General features: G+C 64.9%; 17 protein-coding genes. 4 read left to right on the forward strand and 13 right to left on the reverse strand.

Going from position 1 to position 20,324, the window contains the following annotated elements:
- Positions 1–7 precede the first annotated feature (7 nt).
- The 11 genes from astA to hpnI all read right to left on the reverse strand — a co-directional run bounded on the left by astA (position 8) and on the right by hpnI (position 12,296).
- Positions 8–1,048, reverse strand: a complete 1,041-nt coding sequence (gene astA, locus QQS38_RS03215; RefSeq protein ID WP_479643908.1) for an arginine N-succinyltransferase — start codon at positions 1,046–1,048, stop codon at positions 8–10.
- A complete protein-coding gene (gene aruF, locus QQS38_RS03220) occupies positions 1,045–2,175 on the reverse strand; it encodes an arginine/ornithine succinyltransferase subunit alpha (RefSeq protein ID WP_479644095.1) in 1,131 nt (376 codons plus the stop codon). Before aruF ends, astA begins: the two co-directional genes overlap by 4 nt.
- 25 nt (positions 2,176–2,200) lie before the next feature.
- A complete protein-coding gene (locus tag QQS38_RS03225) occupies positions 2,201–3,436 on the reverse strand; it encodes an aspartate aminotransferase family protein (protein WP_479643909.1) in 1,236 nt (411 codons plus the stop codon).
- A 142-nt stretch (positions 3,437–3,578) separates the two neighbouring features.
- On the reverse strand, positions 3,579–4,619 hold the full coding sequence (locus tag QQS38_RS03230) for a GlxA family transcriptional regulator (protein WP_479643910.1): 1,041 nt from the start codon (positions 4,617–4,619) through the stop codon (positions 3,579–3,581).
- 86 nt (positions 4,620–4,705) lie between these two features.
- Entirely contained in the window at positions 4,706–5,503 is a 798-nt protein-coding gene (locus QQS38_RS03235) for an ABC transporter ATP-binding protein (RefSeq protein ID WP_277426587.1), read from the reverse strand.
- Between the two features lie 43 nt (positions 5,504–5,546).
- Positions 5,547–6,260 (reverse strand): ABC transporter permease, encoded by a 714-nt coding sequence (locus QQS38_RS03240; protein WP_479643911.1) that lies wholly within the window; start codon positions 6,258–6,260, stop codon positions 5,547–5,549.
- A 13-nt stretch (positions 6,261–6,273) separates the two neighbouring features.
- Positions 6,274–6,963: an ABC transporter permease gene (locus QQS38_RS03245; RefSeq protein WP_479643912.1), complete on the reverse strand. Its 690-nt coding sequence runs from the start codon at positions 6,961–6,963 to the stop codon at positions 6,274–6,276.
- A gap of 679 nt (positions 6,964–7,642) precedes the next feature.
- Positions 7,643–8,701, reverse strand: a complete 1,059-nt coding sequence (locus QQS38_RS03250) for a lysylphosphatidylglycerol synthase domain-containing protein (protein WP_479643913.1) — start codon at positions 8,699–8,701, stop codon at positions 7,643–7,645.
- Positions 8,698–9,597, reverse strand: a complete 900-nt coding sequence (hpnK, locus tag QQS38_RS03255; RefSeq protein WP_479643914.1) for a hopanoid biosynthesis-associated protein HpnK — start codon at positions 9,595–9,597, stop codon at positions 8,698–8,700. Before hpnK ends, QQS38_RS03250 begins: the two co-directional genes overlap by 4 nt.
- Before the next feature lie 4 nt (positions 9,598–9,601).
- Complete coding sequence (gene hpnJ / locus QQS38_RS03260) at positions 9,602–11,023, reverse strand: hopanoid biosynthesis associated radical SAM protein HpnJ (protein ID WP_479643915.1); 1,422 nt, start codon at positions 11,021–11,023, stop codon at positions 9,602–9,604.
- 103 nt (positions 11,024–11,126) lie between these two features.
- Positions 11,127–12,296, reverse strand: coding sequence for a bacteriohopanetetrol glucosamine biosynthesis glycosyltransferase HpnI (gene hpnI / locus QQS38_RS03265; RefSeq protein WP_479643916.1), 1,170 nt, complete (start codon positions 12,294–12,296; stop codon positions 11,127–11,129).
- Between the two features lie 472 nt (positions 12,297–12,768).
- Here hpnI and pdxY point away from each other — a divergent pair, with 472 nt between their 5' ends.
- Positions 12,769–13,641 (forward strand): pyridoxal kinase PdxY, encoded by an 873-nt coding sequence (gene pdxY / locus QQS38_RS03270; RefSeq protein ID WP_479643917.1) that lies wholly within the window; start codon positions 12,769–12,771, stop codon positions 13,639–13,641.
- Between the two features lie 47 nt (positions 13,642–13,688).
- On the opposite strand, the gene QQS38_RS03275 is transcribed toward pdxY, so the two are convergent.
- Entirely contained in the window at positions 13,689–15,491 is a 1,803-nt protein-coding gene (locus tag QQS38_RS03275) for a methyl-accepting chemotaxis protein (protein ID WP_479643918.1), read from the reverse strand.
- 493 nt (positions 15,492–15,984) lie between these two features.
- Here QQS38_RS03275 and QQS38_RS03280 point away from each other — a divergent pair, with 493 nt between their 5' ends.
- Together QQS38_RS03280 and QQS38_RS03285 are read left to right on the forward strand one after the other, a co-directional pair.
- Complete coding sequence (locus tag QQS38_RS03280) at positions 15,985–17,133, forward strand: branched-chain amino acid ABC transporter substrate-binding protein (protein ID WP_479643919.1); 1,149 nt, start codon at positions 15,985–15,987, stop codon at positions 17,131–17,133.
- A 107-nt stretch (positions 17,134–17,240) separates the two neighbouring features.
- Positions 17,241–18,413 (forward strand): NAD(P)/FAD-dependent oxidoreductase, encoded by a 1,173-nt coding sequence (locus QQS38_RS03285; RefSeq protein ID WP_479643920.1) that lies wholly within the window; start codon positions 17,241–17,243, stop codon positions 18,411–18,413.
- An 82-nt stretch (positions 18,414–18,495) separates the two neighbouring features.
- Here QQS38_RS03285 and QQS38_RS03290 read toward each other — a convergent pair whose 3' ends face one another.
- A complete protein-coding gene (locus QQS38_RS03290) occupies positions 18,496–19,410 on the reverse strand; it encodes a LysR substrate-binding domain-containing protein (RefSeq protein WP_479643921.1) in 915 nt (304 codons plus the stop codon).
- Positions 19,411–19,571: 161 nt separating this feature from the next.
- On the opposite strand from QQS38_RS03290, the gene QQS38_RS03295 reads away from it, so the two are divergent.
- Entirely contained in the window at positions 19,572–20,222 is a 651-nt protein-coding gene (locus tag QQS38_RS03295) for a glutathione S-transferase family protein (RefSeq protein ID WP_479644096.1), read from the forward strand.
- The last annotated feature ends 102 nt before the right edge of the window (positions 20,223–20,324 follow it).

Below are 20,324 nucleotides of genomic sequence, written 5' to 3' on the forward strand. Positions count from 1 at the left end.
TGTCGACTCAGTCCTTGTTCGGCTTCTTCCCCGGCGCGAGCGCAAGCACGCGCACCGGATCTCCTTCGCGCACTTCGAGTGCGGCTGCGTCGTCGGCGCTGAGCGCCATCGTGCCGCCCTCCGCGACGCCCGGCGCCACCCCCACGCGAAAGCGCGCCATCGACGTGTTCGAAACGAGCGAGCGCACGCCTTCGCCGGCCGGCGCAGCGCCGATCGCCACCGTCGCCATGACGCTTTCGCGCACGGTGCGCAAATCGTTGATGTGGCATTCGAGCACGGGGCCGGCGTCGAAAATATCGACGTGCCCCTGATAGCGCAGGCCTTCGGCTTCGAGCATCTTGCGCGCGGGCGCCGTGTCGCGATGCGTCACGCCGATGACCGCCTGCGCCTCCTGCGGCAGCAAATCGGCATAGACGGGAAAGCGCGGCATCAATTCGGCGAGGAACGACTTGCGGCCATGGGCGCTCAGGTAATCGGCCGCATTGAAGTCGATCTGATAAAAGTGCGAGCCCACGGCGCGCCAGAACGGCGAGGTGCCGTCCGCATCGAAATGGCCGCGCAATTCCGCGCACAGCCGCTCCGGAAACCGCTCGCGGAACTGCGCCATGAACATGAAGCGCGAGCGCGACAACAAGCCGCCGACCCCGTGCGCCCGAAAGCGCGGCGAGAGGAACAGCGAGCACACCTCGGCATAGCCCGTGAGGGCGTGCGAGATGTTGAGCAACGACATCTTGGTCCAGACACCCAGCTCCTGACTCGCGTGCACGACCGTGCTTACACGGTAGTTGTAGAACGGTTGCTCGAGGCCCACTTGCACTTCGATGCCGCATACACCCGCGACATCGGCCGTGGCGGTGTCTTCCATGACGAAGAAGTAGCCGGCCTCATGAGGCGCCGCGCGTCCTTCGATCGTCTTTCTCGCTCGTTCGATGCGCGCGGCAAGTGCGTCGCGATCGGGCTTGAACGTCGTCAGTCCCGGGCCCGTTTCCCGTGCCAGCGATACGAGCGCATCGAGGTCTTCCGTCTTGACGGCGCGCACGACGATCATCGCCGGTCTCCCGATGGATAAGTCTTATGGATCGAATGCCATTGCGGGACATCGTCGCCGGCTTGCGGCCCGTCCGCCTGCGCTGCACCGCGGTGCAGCGGCACGCAGCGCACCGTATCGCCATGCACGACGTCGAGCGCGGCGCGCACCTGTGCGGCGAGCGGCGCATCGGCGCCGCGCTCGCTCGGCAACTCGGCCAGCACGCAGCGGAAGTCATCGTCGCGGTGGCTCGCAACGAGATATGCGCATGCCTGCCGCTGCGCGACGCCTGAAGCGCTCTCAGCGGCCTCGCGCACCGTGCGCGCCTCGTTCGAACTTACGCACGCGCTGCGGTCCACTTGCGCCGTGAGCACGGGACCCGCATCGAAGATATCGACGAAACGGTCGGGCTCGAAGCCTTCTTCGAGATGAATGTCGTACGAGAGCAACGCCTTCGCGTTGGGCTCGCCGATCACCCGCTGCGCGGACTCGGGCAGAAGCGGCACGTAGATCGGGTACGTCGGCATGACTTCGGCGATGAAGGTGCGGCTGCGCCCGCCCGAGGCGACTTCGATCTGCGCGAAGTCGCGTCCGAAGAACTTGCGCCCGACCGCCTCCCAGAACGGCGAGGTGCCGGCCTCGTCCGTGACCCCGAGCAGCAGCGAGAACACTTCCGGCGTGAAGCGCCGCCGGTTCGCCGCGACATACATCATGCGTGCGCGCGTGAGCAGATGCGCCGGCGCGTCGCCGTGCACCGAGGGGTCGATGTAGAACCCAGCCAAGCGGCTCTTGCCCGTCAGCTCGTGCGACATCGTCAGCGCATGGATCTTGCGATTGACGTGCAATTCGCGCGACGCGTGGATCAACGCATCGTTGCGAAAGACGTAGAACGGCTCGGCGTAACCGGCGGCGGCGACGATGCTCGCCGTGCCGAGCAGCTTGCCGGTGGCGCTGTCCTCGAGCACGAAGAGATAGACCTCCTCGCCCGGGAAATCCACTTGTGCGCGAAACGAATCCTCCGATAGCGCGACACGCGCTTCGAGCGCATGCCGGTCGTGCGGCAGCGAATGCAGCACGGGCTGCGCCGAGCGCGCCATCTGCGCCAGCGCGTCGAGGTCGGAAAGCCTTCCGGGGCGGACGAAGAGCATCATCGTTTCCTTGGCGGCCGGCCGCTCAGCGCGTCTGGGCGTCGGCGGTGGCGCCGACGACTTGCTCGATCGCCTTTTTGAGCCGCGAGAACCCTTCGTTCAACTCAGCGTCTTCGATCACGAGCGACGGCGCGAACCGCAGCACATTGGGCCCGGCGATCAGCAGCATGACGCCCTGAGCGGCCGCGGCGTTGACGAAATCCTTGGCGCGCCCCTCGTAAGCCGCCGTCAGCTCGGCGCCGATCAACAGGCCCTTGCCGCGCACTTCCTTGAACAGGTTGAAGCGCCGGTTCAACTTGCCGAGCTTGGCCGTGATCGACGCGCCGCGGCGCTTGACGCCTTCGAGCAGCGCCGGGTCGCTCACGAGTTCGACGACCTTGTCGGCGACAGCCGCGCCGAGCGGATTGCCGCCGTAGGTCGTGCCGTGCACGCCGACCTTGAAATGCTGGGCGAGCGCGTTCGTTGTCAACATCGCACCGATCGGGAAACCGTTGCCGAGGGCTTTAGCCGACGTCAGGATGTCCGGGGTCACACCCGTGTCCATATACGCGTAGAAGAAGCCCGTGCGGCCGACGCCGGTTTGCACTTCGTCGAAAATCAACAGTGCGCCGTGCGCGTCGCAGGCCTCGCGCAGCGCGCGCAGGAACGCCGGATCGGCAGGAATCACGCCCCCCTCGCCCTGGATCGGTTCGACGATCACGGCGCACGTCTTCGCGCCGATGGCGGCGCGTGCCGCGTCGATGTCGTTGTACGGCAGATGCACGATGCCGGCCGGCACGGGGCCGAAGCCTTCGGCGTATTTCGGCTGGCCGCCCACACTGACCGTGAAGAACGTGCGCCCGTGAAACGATTGCTTGAACGAGACGATTTCGATCTTCTCGGGGCCATGCCGCTCGATCGCGACGCGGCGCGCGAGCTTGAGCGCCGCCTCGTTGGCCTCGGCCCCCGAATTGGCGAAGAACGCGCGCTCGGCGAAGGTCAGCGATTCGAGGCGTTTGGCCAGTCGAAGCACGGGCTCGTTCGTGTACGCATTGCTGACGTGCCACAGCGTTTCGCCCTGCTCGCGCAGCACGCGCACGAGTTCGGGATGCGCGTGCCCCAAGCCCGTCACGGCGATCCCGCCCGTGAAATCGACATAGTCGCGGCCCTGCGTGTCCCACACCCGCGAGCCCTTGCCGCGCGCCGGCACGAAAGAGGCCGGCGAAAATACCGGCACCATGACTTCGTCGAAAGTCTGGCGGTTCACAGCGAAATCGTTCATGGCGGGTCCTCGTCGAGGGAATGGGGAATAAACGTAAGTGTAGAAAACGATCGCGATATCGTCTTGCTTGTTGGCGACGCGATCTGTCGCGTATCGCCGGGCGCGGCCGCGCTACTCCGGCGGCAGTCACATCCGGGCGCCGTCACATCGCGTCGGGCGGCTCGATCATCGCTCCCGCACGCGGCTCGTCCGCATGAGCCGCGCCCGCTCCATGCTGCTTGGCGATCCAATTGCGACGTTCCTCGCGCGGCGTCACCCCGAAGCGCTCCCGATACGCATTCGAGAAATGCGCTGCCGACGAAAACCCGCACGCGAGGCTCACCTGCACGATCGATTTGCTCGTGCGCTGCAACTGCAGGCGCGCCTTCGACAGCCGCAGCCCGAGGTAGTATTTCGACGGCATCGCGCCCAGGTACTGCCTGAACAGGCGCTCGAGCTGCCGGCGCGAGATGCCGACGAGGTTGGCGATATCGTCCGTGGTCAGCGGATCTTCGATGTTCGCCTCCATCAATTGCAGCGCGTCGTTCAAGCGCGGATGCCGTTCGCCGGGGGCCGTCACATAGGGAATGCGCTGACGCGATTCGCCCGAGCGCAGTGCGCCGACCCCGAGCGAATCGGCGATGCGCTCCACGAGTTCCGGCCCATGCTCGCGAGCGATCATCGCCAGCATGAAGTCGACGCTGGCGAGCCCCCCGGCGCACGTGGCCCGATCGCGGTCGATCTCGAAGATCTGTTGCGTGACGATCGAGCGCTCGAACTGCTCGGCGAATTGTTGATAAGTCTCCCAATTGACGCTGACGCGATAGCCGGACAGTTGCCCAGCCATCGCGAGCCACCAGACGCCGTGATGAATGCCCGTCACGAGCGGCGTGCGTTGACCCACGCGTGCGAGGCTGGCCAAGAAAAGCTTATAGTCGGCGAATTGCTGAAAGCGCTCCGCCACGACGATGAGCCAATCGCACGAAACGCCGTCGCCGAACGCGCCGTCGGCAGGCAGCGTGGCCGTGCCGGCGAGCGGCACGGGCCGTCCGTCCCAGGAATAGACCTGCCAGCGGTACAGCGCCCGTCCGTCGATGTCGTTCGCCAGCCGCAGCGCGTCGACGATCGGCGCGAGCCCCGACATGGAGACGGGCGGCAACGCGACGATCGCCACCTGCGTCGTTTTCGCCGGGGCCGCTTGCATGCGAGCCATCGATCAGCCCCTGCCGCGGGCGGGCTGCGCGCCCGGCGCGCCCGTTGCTCGTTGGTTTCGCCCTTCCCGCATATCGCTTACTTCAGGCTGCCCGAGAGGAATTGCTGCAAGCGCTCGCTCTTTGGCTGCGCGAGCACGACCGCGGGGTCGCCCTCTTCTTCGGTACGCCCTTGATGCAAAAACATCACGTGATTCGACACATTGCGCGCGAAGCCCATCTCGTGCGTGACGACGATCATCGTGCGCCCTTCCTCGGCGAGCTTTTGCATGACCTTGAGCACCTCGCCGACGAGTTCGGGATCGAGCGCGGAAGTCGGTTCGTCGAACAGCATCACATCGGGATTCATGGCCAACGCGCGCGCAATCGCCACGCGCTGCTGCTGTCCGCCCGACAAATGCGACGGATACTGCTTCTCGAGCCGCGGCGCGAGGCCAACCTTCTCCAGGTAGACGCGGGCTCGCTCTTCGGCTTCGCGCTTGGACAGCCCCAGCACGTGGATAGGCGCTTCGACGATATTCTCGAGCACGTTCATGTGCGCCCAGAGATTGAAGTGCTGAAACACCATCGCAAGCTTCGTGCGGATGCGCTGCAACTGCTTGTGGTCTGCCACTTCGAGATTGCCTGCCCGATCCGCTTTGGTGCGCACCGTCTCGCCATCGACGACGATGCTGCCCGCATTGGGCCGCTCGAGGAAGTTGATGCAGCGCAAGAACGTGCTTTTACCCGAACCGCTGGCGCCGATGATGCTGATGACGTCGCCGGCTTTAGCCGTCAACGTCACGCCTTTGAGGACCTCGTTGTCGCCGTAGCGCTTATGGATGTCGAGCGCCGCGAGCTTGACGGCGGCGGATTGAGAAGTCGCTTGGAGCACCATGCTCTCCCGTATGAATCGAAGGCGTGTGAATCGATGCAGGCTGTCAGTGCCGGCTTGCGGCCAAGTAGGCCAGCCAATGCCGCTCGGCTCGTCTGAACGCCGCGACGAGTGCGAACGATACCGCAAGATAAATCAGCGCAGCGATGCCGAAGGCCTGGAACGACATGTAGGTGGCCGAGTTGGCGTCGCGAGCGACCTTGAGCACGTCGGGCACGGTCGCCGTGAAAGCGATCGTCGTCGCGTGCAGCATCAAGATGACTTCGTTACTGTACAACGGCAACGCACGGCGCAGCGCCGAGGGCAATACGACGCGGCGATACATCGTCCAGCGGCTCATGCCGTAAGCGCGCGCGGCTTCCACCTCGCCATGCGAAATCGCGCGGATCGCACCCGCGAAGATCTCGGTGGTGTAAGCGCCGGTGTTCAAGCCGAAAGCGAGAATCGCGCAATGCAACCCGCTGCGGAAGAATTCGTTGAGCACCGCATGCGCACGCACGAATTCGAGACTATAGACGCCGCTGTAGATCAACAGCAATTGCACGTAAAGCGGCGTGCCGCGAAACACGTAGGTGTAACAGCGCACGGGCGTGGACAGCCAGCGGTTCTTCGACACGCGCGCCACCGCCAGCGGCAGCGCCATGCAAAACCCGATGACGAGCGACGCAACGAGCAACCACAGCGTCACTGCAAGGCCGGAGAGGTTTTGCCCGTCGTAGTAGAGAAATGCGCGACCGTACTGCGAGAGGATTTCGATCATCGTGCCGTCTCCGTCAAAGGTCCGCGTGGCGCACGCCGATCGAGTAGCGCCGGTCGAGCCACAGCAGCACCCCATTCGAGACGGTCGTGATCGCCAGATAGATCAGCGCGGCGACGAGGATGAAGAAGAACATGTTGAAGGTGCTCTTGCCGGCGTCTTGCGCCGCTTTCACGACATCGGCCAAGCCGATGATCGAGACGAGCGCCGTCGCCTTGACCAGCACCTGCCAGTTGTTGCCGAGACCCGGCAACGCGAAGCGCATCATCTGTGGAAAGAGGATGCGCACGAACACGCGCAAGCCGCTCATGCCATAGGCGCTACCCGCTTCCAGTTGACCGCGCGGCACGGCGAGAAAGGCGCCGCGAAACGTCTCGGTGAAGTACGCGCCATAGATGAACCCGAGCGTGAGCACGCCCGCCGCGAACGGATCGATGTCGATCTGGCTCATGCCGAACGCATCGGTGACTTGATTGACGGCGATTTGAATGCTGTAAAAAAGCAGCAGCATCAGGACGAGATCGGGCACGGAACGAATCAGCGTCGTGTACGCCGTCGCCGCGCCGGCCACGACGCGATTGCGCGAGAGCTTCGCCACCGCGCCGGCAAGCCCGAGCAGCACCGACACCGCGAGCGAAAGCACCGACAACTCGATCGTTCTGATCGTGCCGGCAAGAAGGATCGGGCCGAAGCCATATAAGAACACGCGCGTCTCCATTGGAATCAGCTTTAGTCGCGTGGGTGGCGCGCCGCATTGCGGACCCGCGGCGCATTCCGCACGGCGCCAATACTCGCAAGCGATTCAAAATCGTTCAAACCCGGGGCCATGTTATGCTGCGTCGCAACAACGAAAGCACGCCGGCGGGCATGTCCGCGGACCGCTTGTTACGGCCGACCCAAGAAGCCCGAGGCGCAATGCCCGGGATGCGGCGGCACCGCGATTTTGCAAGTTTCGGGTCGCATTTTCGATAGTCCAAGGCTGAGAGATGGCGGGGTCGCCGCGCAGCCCGTCGTCAAAAAGCAGGCTCGCAAAAAACAGAACCGGCCGTCACGCGAAGTGAACGGCCGGCAATCATCATGGCGCGCGACGCAAATACGTCGGCAAACAACCGAACACCGGCAGAGCGACGTCGTCCCCATGCGCTGCGTCATTGGCCTGCGGCCACCCGCCCGTGCGATGCACGTGGCGTTCGACCGCCCCCCGTGGCCGGCGCTGCGCTGCGTCCTCTGACCTTTTGATCCTCTTCTATCTATTCGATATGGCGTGTTCGTGGCTGTAATGTAGGACGAGACGTGGTCTGAAGACAAAGCGTGTTTACGCGGATAGGGATTGGCCGATATAGAAGCGCTCGCGGACCGTGCGCTGCCGAACCGACGCGCATTCTTCAGCGTACGAAATGGCGATCTCGCGCTTGCCCGGGGCGCCCAGCCGCAGGCGCCGCCGCTTGCTCGGCCGTGCCTTGCAGGACCGGCTCGCGCGCATAGCGCCGCGCACGCACGATCTCGGCACATTGCCACGAGCCGAGCGCGATACAGCCGAACAGCACTTCGCGCATGCGCTTGACGAGCGCGAGCGAAAACGCCACCTCACGCCCCACGCCGAACATCTGTGCAAGCAGGACCACCGTGCCTTCCTGCACGCCAAGGCCGGCGGGCACCATGAACGCCGCATGCCGCACGGCTTGCGTCAGCGCTTCGATAGCGACGGCGCCGCCCACCGAAACGGGATGCCCGAGCAATGCCAGCGCCCAATAGGTTTCGAACGCGCCGATAAGGTAACCGGCGAACTGCCAACCGAAAGCGCTCACGAGCAAACCCGTGCGCGTCATCAGCGCGTCGATTTGCGCATCGAGCCGTGCGCCGTCGATTCCCTGCAAGAAACGATGCTCGCTGCCGAGCGCGCGGGCCGCGAATCGCTCGATCGCATGAAAGACGCCGCCCCGGCGCAGCAGCAGCGCGGTGATCACGGGCAGCGGCAACGACAGGACGAGCGCGAGCGCGATCGTCCTCGCGTGTCCCCCGCCCGTTGCGGCGAGAATGAGCACGACGCCAAGCGCCGAAAACGCATACTGCACGGCGATCGTGACGAGCACTTCGACGATCACCGATGCGCTCACGCAACTTGCATCGTTCACCCGCCACCGCGCGAGCCGGATGCCGACGATTTCGCCGCCCACCGCGAGCACGGGCAACAGCCGGCTCACGGCTTCGCGCACGGTCGCCACCCACCAGAGAAAGGGAAGCGACGCGCGAGCGCGCAGCAGGACGCGCCAGCCGTAAGCGTCGAACAAGAGCGGCAGCGCATGGAATGGCACGAGCCACAGCAACGCCCAGCCGGCCGCGCCGATGACATGCATGACGTCGGCGGCGCCTTCACGCAGCACCAGGGCGATGAAGATGCCGATGCCCACGGGCCAACCGGCCCATTTGAGCCACTTCGTCATGACGGCGAGCCTCCTTGTGCAGCGTCACGGCCATGATGCGCATTGGCCATGCCGCGCACGCTCGCGCCGCCGCCGAAGATGTCTGCAAACCCGCCGCAGGCGAGCCCTGCGCCCGCGATAGCCGCGGCTACGCGCGGCGAGAGCAATGCGTCGAGTTCATCGACGTGGCGATAGTGCTGCATCGAGGGGGTGATGGCGCCCTCGCCCGCTTCGGCCGGATGGCAATAGATTTCGCCGACGCCCTCGGCCGGCATGCGTGCGAGCGCACCGAGCAGCGCCGCTTCGTCCATCCCGCCCGTATGTTCGATGCCCATGACGTAATCGTTGTAGGCGATGCCGGCGCGCGTGAGCCTGCGGCGCATCAGCGCGATCCACGGCTTGAGCCACCACGGCGCGTTGGCCTCGAACGGCAGCCGCACGGCCCGCAGCCCGAACTCCCGGCCGATCGACAGCACCAGCGAAAGCACGGTGGGATGCAGATGGAAATGCTTGTGGGCGTTGACGTGATCGAGCGGCAAACCCGTTTGCGCGAACGCCTCGAATTGAGCGCGGATCTCGCGTGCGAGCGCCGCGCGCACGCCCGGCAGGAAGAAGAAACGAAAGCCGTCGCGCACCATCGCATCGCCGAAACGACCGTCGGGACCGACGAGCGCGGCAATCTGGCCAGGCGGCAGCAGCGCCGGCCCGTCCGCCAGGACGAGATGCATGCCCACGCGCAAGCTGGGCAGGCGTCGCGCACGCTCGACGGCATCGGCCGCCGCGGGCGCGCCCACCATGAGGCTCGCGGCTTTGAGCACGCCGTGCCGGTGCGCCCGTTCGACCGCCGCGTTGACCCGCAGATGCAAGCCGAAATCGTCCGCGGTGACGATGAGGCCGCGGCGGCCCGGGCGCTTCACGTTATCAAGCCTCGTGCGCGCGCAAGAAACGGAAGAACTCGACGCCTTCGCGCAGGCGGCGCTTCATCATGTCCCAGCTCGTCAACATCTCGCGCACGATCTCCCAGATCTTCGAGGGCCGGAAGTAGAACGCCTTGTAGAACGCCTCGAGGTGATGGTAGATCTCTTCGCGCGAGAGGTGCGGATAGCCGATCGCCGCCAACTGCACACCTTCCTTGCTCACGAGATTGATGGTCTTGTTCTCTTCCATCCATCCGCTTTCGACGGCCTGTTTGTATAGCGTCGTGCCTGGGTAAGGCGCGGCGAGCGAAACCTGAATCGTGTGCGGATTGATTTCCTTCGCGTACTCGATCGTCTTCTTGATGGTTTCCTGCGTCTCGCCGGGCAGGCCGAGGATGAAGGTGCCGTGGATCTTGATGCCGAGCTTCTTGCAATCCGCGCTAAAGCGGCGCGCGAAGTCGGTACGCACGCCCTTCTTGATGTTCACGAGAATCTGATCGTCGCCGGATTCGAAGCCGACGAGCAACAACCGCAGCCCGTTCTCCTTCATCACCTTGAGCGTCTTATACGGGACGTTCGCCTTCGCATTGCACGACCAGGTCACGCCGAGCTTGCCCAGCCCAAGCGCGATCGCTTCGGCGCGCGGCAAGTCGTCGGTGAACGTATCGTCGTCGAACATGACCTCCTTCACTTCCGGCATGTTGTCGCGAATCCACTTCACCTCCGCGATCACGTTCTCGACCGAGCGCGTGCGGTAGCGGTGGCCGCTGACCGTCTGCGGCCACAAGCAGAACGTGCAGCGCGACTTGCAGCCGCGCCCCGTGTAGATCGAGACGTACGGATAGTTCAGATAGCCGATGAAGTAGTTGTCGATCTTCAGGTCGCGCTTGTAGATGGGCGCGACGAACGGCAGCTCATCCATGTTCTCGAGGATCGGACGCGCTTCGTTGTGTTCGATCGAGCCGTCCTTTGCGCGCCAGCTCAAACCCTTGATCTCGGGGAACGGTTTGCCTTCGGCGATTTCCTTGCAGGTGAAGTCGAATTCCTCACGGCAGACGAAATCGATCGCTTCGGTCGCCAACAGTGAGTTGTGCGGATCGACCATCACCTTCGCGCCGACCATGCCGACCACCAGCGACGGCTTGCGCTTTTTCAGATCTTGGGCGAAGAGCGCATCGGTCGGGAACGACGGCGTGCTCGTATGGATGATGATGAGCTCGTAATCGTCGCAAATCTTCAGCGTTTCTTCGACCGACAAACCATCGGCCGGCGCGTCGATCACGCGGCTGTCGGGGACGAGCGCCGCAGGCTGCGCCAGCCAGGTCGGATACCAGAACGAGCGAATTTCGCGCTTGGCCTGGTAGCGCGAACCGGCTCCGCCATCGAAGCCGTCATAAGACGGGGCCTGCAAAAACAGCGTTTTCATGGATGAAGCTCCGGCACCCTGTTGGGTGAAGCAAATAACGTGAGAACGGCAGGCCGACTCGAACGGCCGCCCACCAGCGACTTAAAAGACGAATACGGTTCGCTCAAGGGCCATCCGAGCCCTCCGCGATTCGTGCCACGACGGGCATGCGAGCGCCGCGCCAAACCACGTGCGAGCCGAATGCCGCGACGAACCATTGCGCAGCCAGCAGCGCATCGCGCAGCGGCACGAGCGGCAGATCGCGCCAAAACTCCCCGGGCTCGCGCGCTGCGCGGGCGTGCAAGAGCACGCGCGCAGCGATCCCGAGCGCCGTCGATACGGCCAACAAAGCCCCGCCGCCGTGTGCGGCGGAGAGCGTCCCCGCAGCGAGCCAAGGCGACGTGAACGTGATGAACAAAAAAGCGAAGCCGAGCGGATTGATCGAGCGAATCGTGCGCAGCCAGCGCGTCTCGCGCAGCCACAGCGTGCGGAAGTCGGGCTCGATGACGTCGGTATCGACGACGATTTCGGACAAGACCGTCGTCATACCGAGCTGGCGCGTATGCTCGGCCAGCCAATAATCGTCCGCCAGACAATCCTTGAGCGCGTCGAAGCCGCCGATATCGGCCAGCACCGAAGCGCGCAGTGCGAGCGTCGCGCCGAAGCCGAAACTGCGCGAGCCGCCCGCATGGGCGATGCGCACCGACGGCGCGAACCATTCGTTGATGAATTGGGCGCCCACGCGGGTCCAGAACCCGCCGACGCTTTTCGCATGGTAGAGGCAGGTGACGATGCCCACCTGCGGGTCGGCGAGCGGCGCCGTGACCGCTTCGAGATAATCGGGCGCAACGGCGATATCGCTATCGGCCAGCACGATCAGCGGATGCTTCGCGCGCGCGGCCAAATTGATGAGATTGCTCACCTTCAGGTTGTGGCCGTGCACACGCGAATCGACCACGAGGACGATGTCGCGCGCCGGGAACGCCGCCTGCAGCCGGCGCACGACGGCAATGGCAGGATCGGCCGGCGAGGACACGCCGAACAGCAGTTGATAGCACGGATGAGACTGCTCGCAGAACGTCGAAAGGTTTTCGTAAAGCCGCGGTTCGTCGCCGCAAAGGGGCTTGAGCACGCTCACGGGCTGCGCCCCCCGCGCGGCTTGGCCGTCGCGCGAGCGCACGAGAAGCGCTCGTGCCGACGGCAGCGCGAGCGCCGCGACGACGGCATACGCCGTGGCCGCGCAGCACAGCGCCACGAGCAGCCAATCCCAGGCTACGACGGGCGCAACCGTCATCGGACGCCACCGCCATGGGCCGCCCCCGCGCGCTTGCGGCGCACGGTAGACCCGTTGGATGAGACGCTTGCTGACACGTTCGCTACTCCTTCGTTTTACTGGGCGCACCGCGTGCGACACCCTGCGTGGCCCGTACGTCGCGCCGCCTGGGCGCGCTATGGAAACGGACAATTGTAGCAGTGCGTGCGGGAAAACGCTTAAGGCACGGGCGGCGAAAGGGCCGTTTCGTCGGCCGGGAACAACGCCGCGGGCCGTGCTGCGCATCCTCGCGCGGGGCCCGTAGCGCATTCATGCGCAACCGCGGGGGCGCCTCGCTCGGGGCGCGAGCTCGAATGCATGAGCGCCGCGCAGGCGCCCGATGACGCGACGCAGCAAGTCCTGTATCTTCTTAGTGGTCGGGCCGCTCGCAGGAGCGGCGCACCGGCCGCCCGAGCTTCCGGCGAAGCCCGGGCATCACGCGAGCGAAGTCATCATGAAAAACGTCTTGAGCATTCAACCGCACGTCGTGTTCGGTCATGCGGGCAATAGTGCCGCCGTCTTTCCGATGCAGCGGCTGGGCGTGAACGTCTGGCCGCTCGACACGATGCAGTTCTCCAATCACATGCAATACGGCCATTGGGCCGGCAGCGCGATCGATGCGCCGCAGATGACCGAACTCGTCGAGGGCATCGGCGCGATCGGCATGCTCAGGCGCTGCGACGCCATCATTTCGGGCTATCTCGGCGACAAGACGCATGCCCAGGCCGTGATGGACATCGTGCGCGCCGTGAAGGCGACGAACCCCGAAGCGTGGCACTTTTGGACGCCCGTCATCGGGGCGGGCGCCGGCGCGAGCGTCGACGAATATCTGCTCGAAACGATGCCGGCGCTCGCCGATGCGCTCTCGCCGACGCACGACACCCTGCAAAAGCTCGTCGGGCGCAGCATCGAGACCATCGACGACGCCGTCGCCGCCTGCCGGGAGCTGATTCGCCGCGGCCCCCAAGTCGTGCTCGTCAAGCAACTGATCGACCGCAATAGCCCCGCCAACCGCGTGAACCTCCTGCTCGTCACCGAACGCGAAGCGTGGATGACGCAGCACCCGCGCTATCCGTTCGCGCGGCAACCCGTGGGCGTCGGCGAACTCACGAGCGCGACCTTCGTCGCGCGGCGCTTGTGCGGCGATTCGCTGCTCACCGCGTTCGAGCATGCCGTCTCGGCGGTGCATGCCGTGCTTCGGGCCACGTACGACGCGGGCCGCTACGAGCTGGAGCTCGTCGCGACCCAGGACGAGATCGCCAAGCCCCGCGATTGGCTCGGCGCCTGGATGATCGACAAGACGCTGGAGCGGCGCAAACGCTCGTAGGCGCGGCACCGGCCCGGCAGCCCCTCTGCCCGGGCCGCCCCTACCCTTCAATCGAGCTTGAATTGCGCGACGGCCGTCGCGAGATTGACCGCTTGCGTCTGCAGCGCCGAGGCCGCCGCCGCGGATTGCTCGACGAGTGCGGCATTTTGCTGAACCATCTCGTCCAGTTGCGACACGGCGCGATTCACTTCCTGGATGCCGCGCGTCTGCTCGTCGGCCGCGTGAGTGATCTCGGACATGATCGTCGTGACGCTCGATACGTTCGAGACGATCTCGGTCATCGTGTCGCCCGCGCGTTTGACTTGGCTCGATCCCGACGACACGCTGTCGATCGTCGATTCGATCAGCGACTTGATCTCCTTGGCCGCCTGCGCGCTGCGCTGCGCCAGGCTGCGCACTTCGCCGGCCACGACCGCGAAACCGCGGCCCTGCTCGCCCGCGCGCGCCGCTTCGACGGCCGCGTTCAGGGCAAGGATGTTGGTCTGGAACGCGATGCCGTCGATCACGCCGATGATGTCGCCGATCTTGCCCGATGCCGACTCGATCGTGCCCATCGTCGTCACCACTTCCGAGACGACTTGGCCGCCGCGCGAGGCCACCGTCGAGGCCGATGCGGCCATGTCGTTCGCTTGGCGCGCCGAGCTCGCCGATTGCGTGACCGTCGACGTAATTTCCTCCATCGACGCCGCCGTCTGCTGCAGGCTCGCCGCCGCCGATTCGGTGCGGCCGGACAGATCCAAGTTGCCCGCGGCGATTTCGTCCGCCGCGGTGCGCACCGAGCCGCTCGTGTCGCGAATCTGGCGCATCACGTCGCGCAGCTTGTCGACGAACGTATTGAACGAACGCGCGATCTGCGCCACTTCGTCGCGGCCGTCCGCCGGCAAGCGGCGCGTCAGATCGCCGCTGCCCGAGCCGATGTCGTCCATCGCGTCGCGCACGAGCGAGAGGCGCTTGAACGCTTTCGAAGTCACGGCCGAGACGATCGCCGCCGCGAGCGCGACGATGAGCACGAGCGCGATCGCGGAGGTCGTCAAGAACGAGCGCACGCCGGCCTTCGCTTCGCTCTCGTCGAGCGCCACGACGACGGTCCAATCCGTGCCCGGCACATGAGCGCCGCGCAGCAGCACCGAACGGCCGTCGGCGGACGCCTGCACCGGCTTGCCGGCGCCCTCGAGCGCCGCGATCGCGCCGGCGCTCATGCTCGGCATCAACGCCGACACCGGCTTGAGCGTCAACTTCGCATCGGGGTGCGCGACGATATCGCCCGCACCGTCCACCAGCAAACCGAAGCTCGCGGGGGTCGGGTGAATCGCCTTCACGTTGGCGATCACGCTGTCCATCGCGACGTCGCCCGACACGACCGCTTTGAGCGCGCCGTCGCGCACGATCGGCACCGCGAACGCCACGACGAGCTTGCCCGACCCCGCGTCGACGTACGGCGGCGTCACCACCGGCTTGCCCGCGGCGGCCGCTTGCTTGTACCAAGGCCGCGCGGTCGGATCGTAGCCGGCGGGGATGCCCGTTGCATCGCCGAATTTGGCACTCTTGTCGGCATAGCCGGCATAAACGTTACTGAAACCGCCCGCGGCCATCGCTTGCTTGAATTCGGGGGCGGGGTCGGCCGCGCCGAGCGTGATGTCCTGCAGGGCGTTGATGGCGGCAGTCTTGGACGAGACCCATTCGGCAATGCCCGCATCGTGCCCGTTGGCGAGCGCTACGAGATTGTTGTCGATGGTGTCGTTTTCGTGGGAGTTGACGACGAAGAAGTTGAGCGTCGCGTTCACGATCAGCGAACCGACGACGATGGCAAGACAAGCTGCGAGCACACGGCCGCGAATTGACGCAAACATTAAAACGATTTCCTTCAGACGATTAGGCTGCGAGGGTTCGTAGCCCTCAAAACAAGTAAACGGCATACCGCATTGCAAACTTGATGCAGGCGGCCTAGGGGAATGTGCGGAGTGCCATTCGCATCGAATTGCGCATTGCGCCGCAAAAATGCGACTAATAGGACGTTTTCCTTAAACCCGCGCGGGCGTATTTATCCCGATTGCTCCGATTTAGCGCGCTGTGCCGAAATGCGCATAGGAAGCGTCGCGAAAGGTCAAGACGCAACCATATTGGCTTTCTATAGTCCTTTCGAGCGAATCGCTGCGGCGCTTCTGGAGCCGAGCGGCTCGATCGATATCACGCCTTGCAGGAGGTAGACCCCACACGCTGGACCACACGAACGAGAGCCGTGCATCGGCCGCCGCCTTGGTAGCGCGCCCGCGACAATGAATTGCGAGAAGCCCGCATGCACGCCACAGCACTACATTCATGCTTGCCGATAAAGGAAACAACATGCGTTTTGCGAAGAACCTCACCCCTGTCGCAGTTGCAGTTGGAGCACTCCTCGGGCTCGTCCCGTTCGCCTCTCACGCAGATACCGTCGTGAAAATCGGCTTTGCCGCGCCGCTCACCGGGCCTAACGCCAATTACGGCAAGGATTTGGAAAACGGCGTGAGAATGGCGCTCGACGATGCGAAAGCGCAAGGCGTCAAGATCAACGGCCAGCCGGTTTCCTTCGAACTCGAGGCCGAGGACGATCAGGCCGACCCGCGCACGGGCGCACAGGTCGCGCAAAAGCTCGTGGACGAAGGCGTGTCGGTGGTCGTGGGCCACTTCAACTCGGGCACGACGATCCCGGCCTCGACGATCTACGAAAAGGCCGGCATCCCCGATATCGACCCTGCGGCGACGAACCCGACGATCAGCAGCCGCGGCTTCAAGAACGTGTTCATGGTGATTTCGAGCGACGCGCAAAACGCCGGCACGGCAGGCGCCTACGCGGTCGAGGTGACCAAGGCCAAACGCATCGCGATCATCGACGATCGGACCGCGTTCGGTCAGGGCGAAGCGGACGAGTTCGAGAAGGCCGTGAAGGCCAAAGGCGGCACGATCGTCAAACGCGAATACACGACCAACCAAGCGACGGACTTCAAGACGCAGCTCACGAACCTGAAGTCGGTCAATCCCGACCTCGTGTTCGTCGGCGCGCTCAATCCGCAAGCCGCCGGCATCATGAAGCAGATGCGCGCGCTCGGCATCAACGCGCAGTACGTCGGCGGCGGCGGCGTGAAGGACATCGATTTCATCAAGCTCGCGGGCGACGTGTCCGAAGGCGCGATGGCTTGGGAGTACGGCCGCCCGCTCGACAGCACGCCGGTCGGCGCGAAGTTCGCCGAGCGCTTCAAGCAAAAGTTCGGTGTCGAGGTGCTCTCGTATGCGCCGTTCGGCTACGACGCAGCATGGACCGCCATCAAGGCGATGCAGGCGGCCAATTCGACCAAGCCCGACGACTATCGTCCGAAGCTGCAAAGCATCAGCTTCGACGGCATCACCGGCCACATCGAGTTCAACGCGAACGGCTCGCTCAAGCACGGCTCATCGACCGTCTATCAAGTGAAGAACGGTCAGTGGGTCACAGTCAAGACGGTGAGCGGCCTCTGATCACCGGCAACGGGCCCGCACGCCTTGCGCGGGCCTAGGGCGCGACGCCATTGCGGCGTCGCGCCTTTTATGCATTGTGCTTTCCAGGTAATTGTTTTGGAGTCCTAATGATTTCGAAGATCGTAGTCGTGGGCGGCGGCGTGATCGGCAGCGCCGTGGCGTATTTTCTGCGCAGCATGGATGCGAGCGTCGAGGTGACCGTGCTCGAGCGCGATCCAAGCTATGCGCGCGCCTCGTCGGCGCTGTCGGCGGCATCCATCCGCCAGCAATTCTCGACGCCCCTTTCCGTGCAAATGTCGCTCTACGGTATCGAGTTTCTGCGCTCGATAGGAGAGCGGCTGGCCGTGGGCGGCGACGCGCCGTCGATCGACTTGCACGAAGGCGGCTACCTCTTTCTCGCCACGGCCGCCGGGGAAACGATTCTGCGCGAAAATCACGCGCTGCAAACATCGCTCGGAGCGCAGATCCGTTACTTGCCGAAGGACGAACTGCAAGCGACGTTTCCGTGGCTGAACACCGAAGACCTCGTAGCGGGCTCGTACGGCGTTTCGGGAGAGGGATGGTTCGACGGCTACGGCCTCGTGCAAGCGCTGCGCAAGAAAGCGCAGTCGCTCGGCGCGCGCTACCTTCCGGTCGAAGCCACCGGGCTGCGCCGCGCGGGACGACGCGTCACCCACGTGCTGACGTCCGCGGGGGAAGAGCTCGACTGCGACCTGATGGTCAACGCGGCCGGTCCGTGGGCGCGGCGCATCGCACAAATGCTCGAAGTCGAACTGCCCGTCTATGCGCGCAGGCGCAGCATCTTCAATGTCAGTTCCCCTGCCAAGCTCGAACGTTGCCCGTTGTTGATCGATCCGAGCGGCGTCTATTTTCGGCCCGAGGGCTCGACCTATATCTGCGGCACATCGCCCAGCGCCGAGCACGATCCCAATGACCTGCCGCTCGATGAAGTCGATCACGCGCTGTTCGACGACGTGATCTGGCCGACACTTGCCCACCGTGTGCCGCAATTCGAAGCGCTGCGTGTGCAGCACGCTTGGTCCGGCTACTACGAATACAACGTATTCGATCACAACGCGATCATCGGCTACCACCCCGACATCGAGAATTGCGTATTCGCGAACGGCTTCAGCGGCCATGGATTGCAGCAAGGCCCGGCCACCGGGCGCGGCGTCGCCGAACTGATCTTGCACGGACGCTTCGTCTCGCTCGATCTGTCGCCGCTCGGGTTCGCCCGCGTGCTCGAGAATCGTCCCGTGATCGAGCGCAACGTCGTTTAGCACGGGTTTGCCGCTCGGCCCGGGCGGGCGGTGAGACGCTCGGCGCGATCGAGCGCTCCCTCTGCGAGTGCGCAACATTGCGCTAGCCCCGAGCCGCCTCGTCGTGCAGCCACCGGCGCAGGATGTCGATGGCCGCACGCTTCGGGCTATCGGCGCGCCAGACCAGGTAATGCCCGTAAATGTCGGTGACCTGCCGCTTCCACAGGCGTATCAAGCGCCGCTGCGCCAAATCCGGGCCGACCAATGACGCGCGCGCAAGCGCGATGCCCTGCCCGGCTGCCGCGGCTTCGAGCAAGGCCAGGGCGTCATCGAACACGGGGCCGCCACGCGGCTCGGTCATATCGAGCCCAACCGCCTGAAACCACGGCTCCCACGGCTGCGATCGGTGCCTGAGCAACGTGCATGTGCTCATATCGGCGAAACGACGCGGGCGCACACCATCGCGATAACTCGGGCTCATCACGGGAAAGATCTCTTCACCCATGAAGCGCTCCGCCTGCACCCCGGGCCACGCGCCCGGGCCGTAGCGAAGCGCCGCATCGATACCGTCGCGCCCGTTCAAACGCGCGAGCGCGACTTCCTTGCGCAGGGTAACGGCGATCCGCGGATGCTTGCGCCGCAAACCGTCGAGCCGAGGGGCGAGCCAGCGATCCGCAAACGAGGGCAACACACTCACGGTCAAGTCCACCGTCTCGCGAGCCTGGCCGCGCGTGCGATCGTGGCCGCGCGCGGGGCCGTCGAACGCGCGCTCGAGCACATTCAGCCCTTGCCGGATCTGCAACGCCAGCGCGTGCGCGCGCTGCGTCGGCCACGCGCCGCCGCGCTCGCGTACGAACAGGTGTACGCCCAAGCGCTCTTCTAGCGCCCGCACGTGCTGACTGATCGCGCCTTGCGTCAAGGCAAGCTCGTCCGCGGCGCGCGTGAAGCTTTCGAGCCGCACCGCCGCTTCGAATGCACGCAACGTTTGCAAGGGAGGAAGACGCGATCGATTTTGCATCTATGCATTAGTATCACTAATGCATACCCCATGCAAATATTCGTTTGTGCCGCCGCGCGTTCGGCCAATACACTCCTTCGCTATGAAGGAGCGCGGCTTGCTCATGCGCCTCGTGGCCGCATCGCTCCTCGGTTTCGACTCACTCACCCGATGCCACCCTCATCATGACCTATCGACTCTACTACTCGCCCGGTGCGTGCTCGTTGGCCGTTCACGTGGTGCTCGAAGAAATCGGCGCATCCTTTGCACTGCACGAAGTTTCCGTTGCACGCGGCGAAACTCAGCAAGCGGCCTACCTCGCGATGAACCCGAAGGGCCGCGTGCCCGTGCTCGAAATCCCTTCGGAAACGAAGCCTCTCACGGAGTTGCCCGCGATCCTCGTCTACCTTGCTCGCCGGCATCCCGAAGCGGGGCTGCTGCCTGCGAGCCCGATCGCGGAAGCACGCGTGCTCGAATGGCTCGCCTGGCTCGCGGACTGGGTGCATGGCGTCGGCTACGGCGAACTGTGGCGCCCGCAGCGGTTCTGCGCGCAAGACCCAACGCCGCACGAGGCGCTTCGCGCCAACGGCCGCCGCATCGTGCATGAAGCCTATGCCACCATCGAGCAGAAGCTCGGCGACGGTCGCCAATGGGCCGTGCCGAGCGGCTACTCGATCGCCGACCCGTTCTTGCTCGTGCTTTATCGATGGGGCAATCGGATCGGCATGCAAATGCGCGAGCACTACCCGGCATGGAGCGCGCTCACGCAGCGCATGCTCGAGCGTCCGGCCGTTCAGCGCACCATCGAACGCGAAGCGATCTCGATCGACTAGCGCGCGCCGCATGTCGCGCCGTGCACCGCTTTCGTCTCCGAACGATCACCCGTCAACGTTTTGAAAGCCACCGACACGCACGCGTCTTGCGCGTGTCACATT

The organism is Trinickia sp. Z7, from assembly GCF_056498045.1.

Bases quoted from the DNA above. Each gene is read 5' to 3' on its own strand.
- QQS38_RS03240 (WP_479643911.1), bottom strand. From the start codon at position 6,260: ATGATCGAAATCCTCTCGCAGTACGGTCGCGCATTTCTCTACTACGAC.
- astA (WP_479643908.1), bottom strand. From the start codon at position 1,048: ATGATCGTCGTGCGCGCCGTCAAGACGGAAGACCTCGATGCGCTCGTA.
- QQS38_RS03290 (WP_479643921.1), bottom strand. From the start codon at position 19,410: ATGCAAAATCGATCGCGTCTTCCTCCCTTGCAAACGTTGCGTGCATTC.
- aruF (WP_479644095.1), bottom strand. From the start codon at position 2,175: ATGCTCTTCGTCCGCCCCGGAAGGCTTTCCGACCTCGACGCGCTGGCG.
- QQS38_RS03225 (WP_479643909.1), bottom strand. From the start codon at position 3,436: ATGAACGATTTCGCTGTGAACCGCCAGACTTTCGACGAAGTCATGGTG.
- hpnI (WP_479643916.1), bottom strand. From the start codon at position 12,296: ATGACGGTTGCGCCCGTCGTAGCCTGGGATTGGCTGCTCGTGGCGCTG.
- QQS38_RS03285 (WP_479643920.1), top strand. From the start codon at position 17,241: ATGATTTCGAAGATCGTAGTCGTGGGCGGCGGCGTGATCGGCAGCGCC.
- QQS38_RS03275 (WP_479643918.1), bottom strand. From the start codon at position 15,491: ATGTTTGCGTCAATTCGCGGCCGTGTGCTCGCAGCTTGTCTTGCCATC.
- QQS38_RS03230 (WP_479643910.1), bottom strand. From the start codon at position 4,619: ATGCAAGCGGCCCCGGCGAAAACGACGCAGGTGGCGATCGTCGCGTTG.
- hpnJ (WP_479643915.1), bottom strand. From the start codon at position 11,023: ATGAAAACGCTGTTTTTGCAGGCCCCGTCTTATGACGGCTTCGATGGC.
- QQS38_RS03280 (WP_479643919.1), top strand. From the start codon at position 15,985: ATGCGTTTTGCGAAGAACCTCACCCCTGTCGCAGTTGCAGTTGGAGCA.
- pdxY (WP_479643917.1), top strand. From the start codon at position 12,769: ATGAAAAACGTCTTGAGCATTCAACCGCACGTCGTGTTCGGTCATGCG.
- QQS38_RS03235 (WP_277426587.1), bottom strand. From the start codon at position 5,503: ATGGTGCTCCAAGCGACTTCTCAATCCGCCGCCGTCAAGCTCGCGGCG.
- QQS38_RS03250 (WP_479643913.1), bottom strand. From the start codon at position 8,701: ATGACGAAGTGGCTCAAATGGGCCGGTTGGCCCGTGGGCATCGGCATC.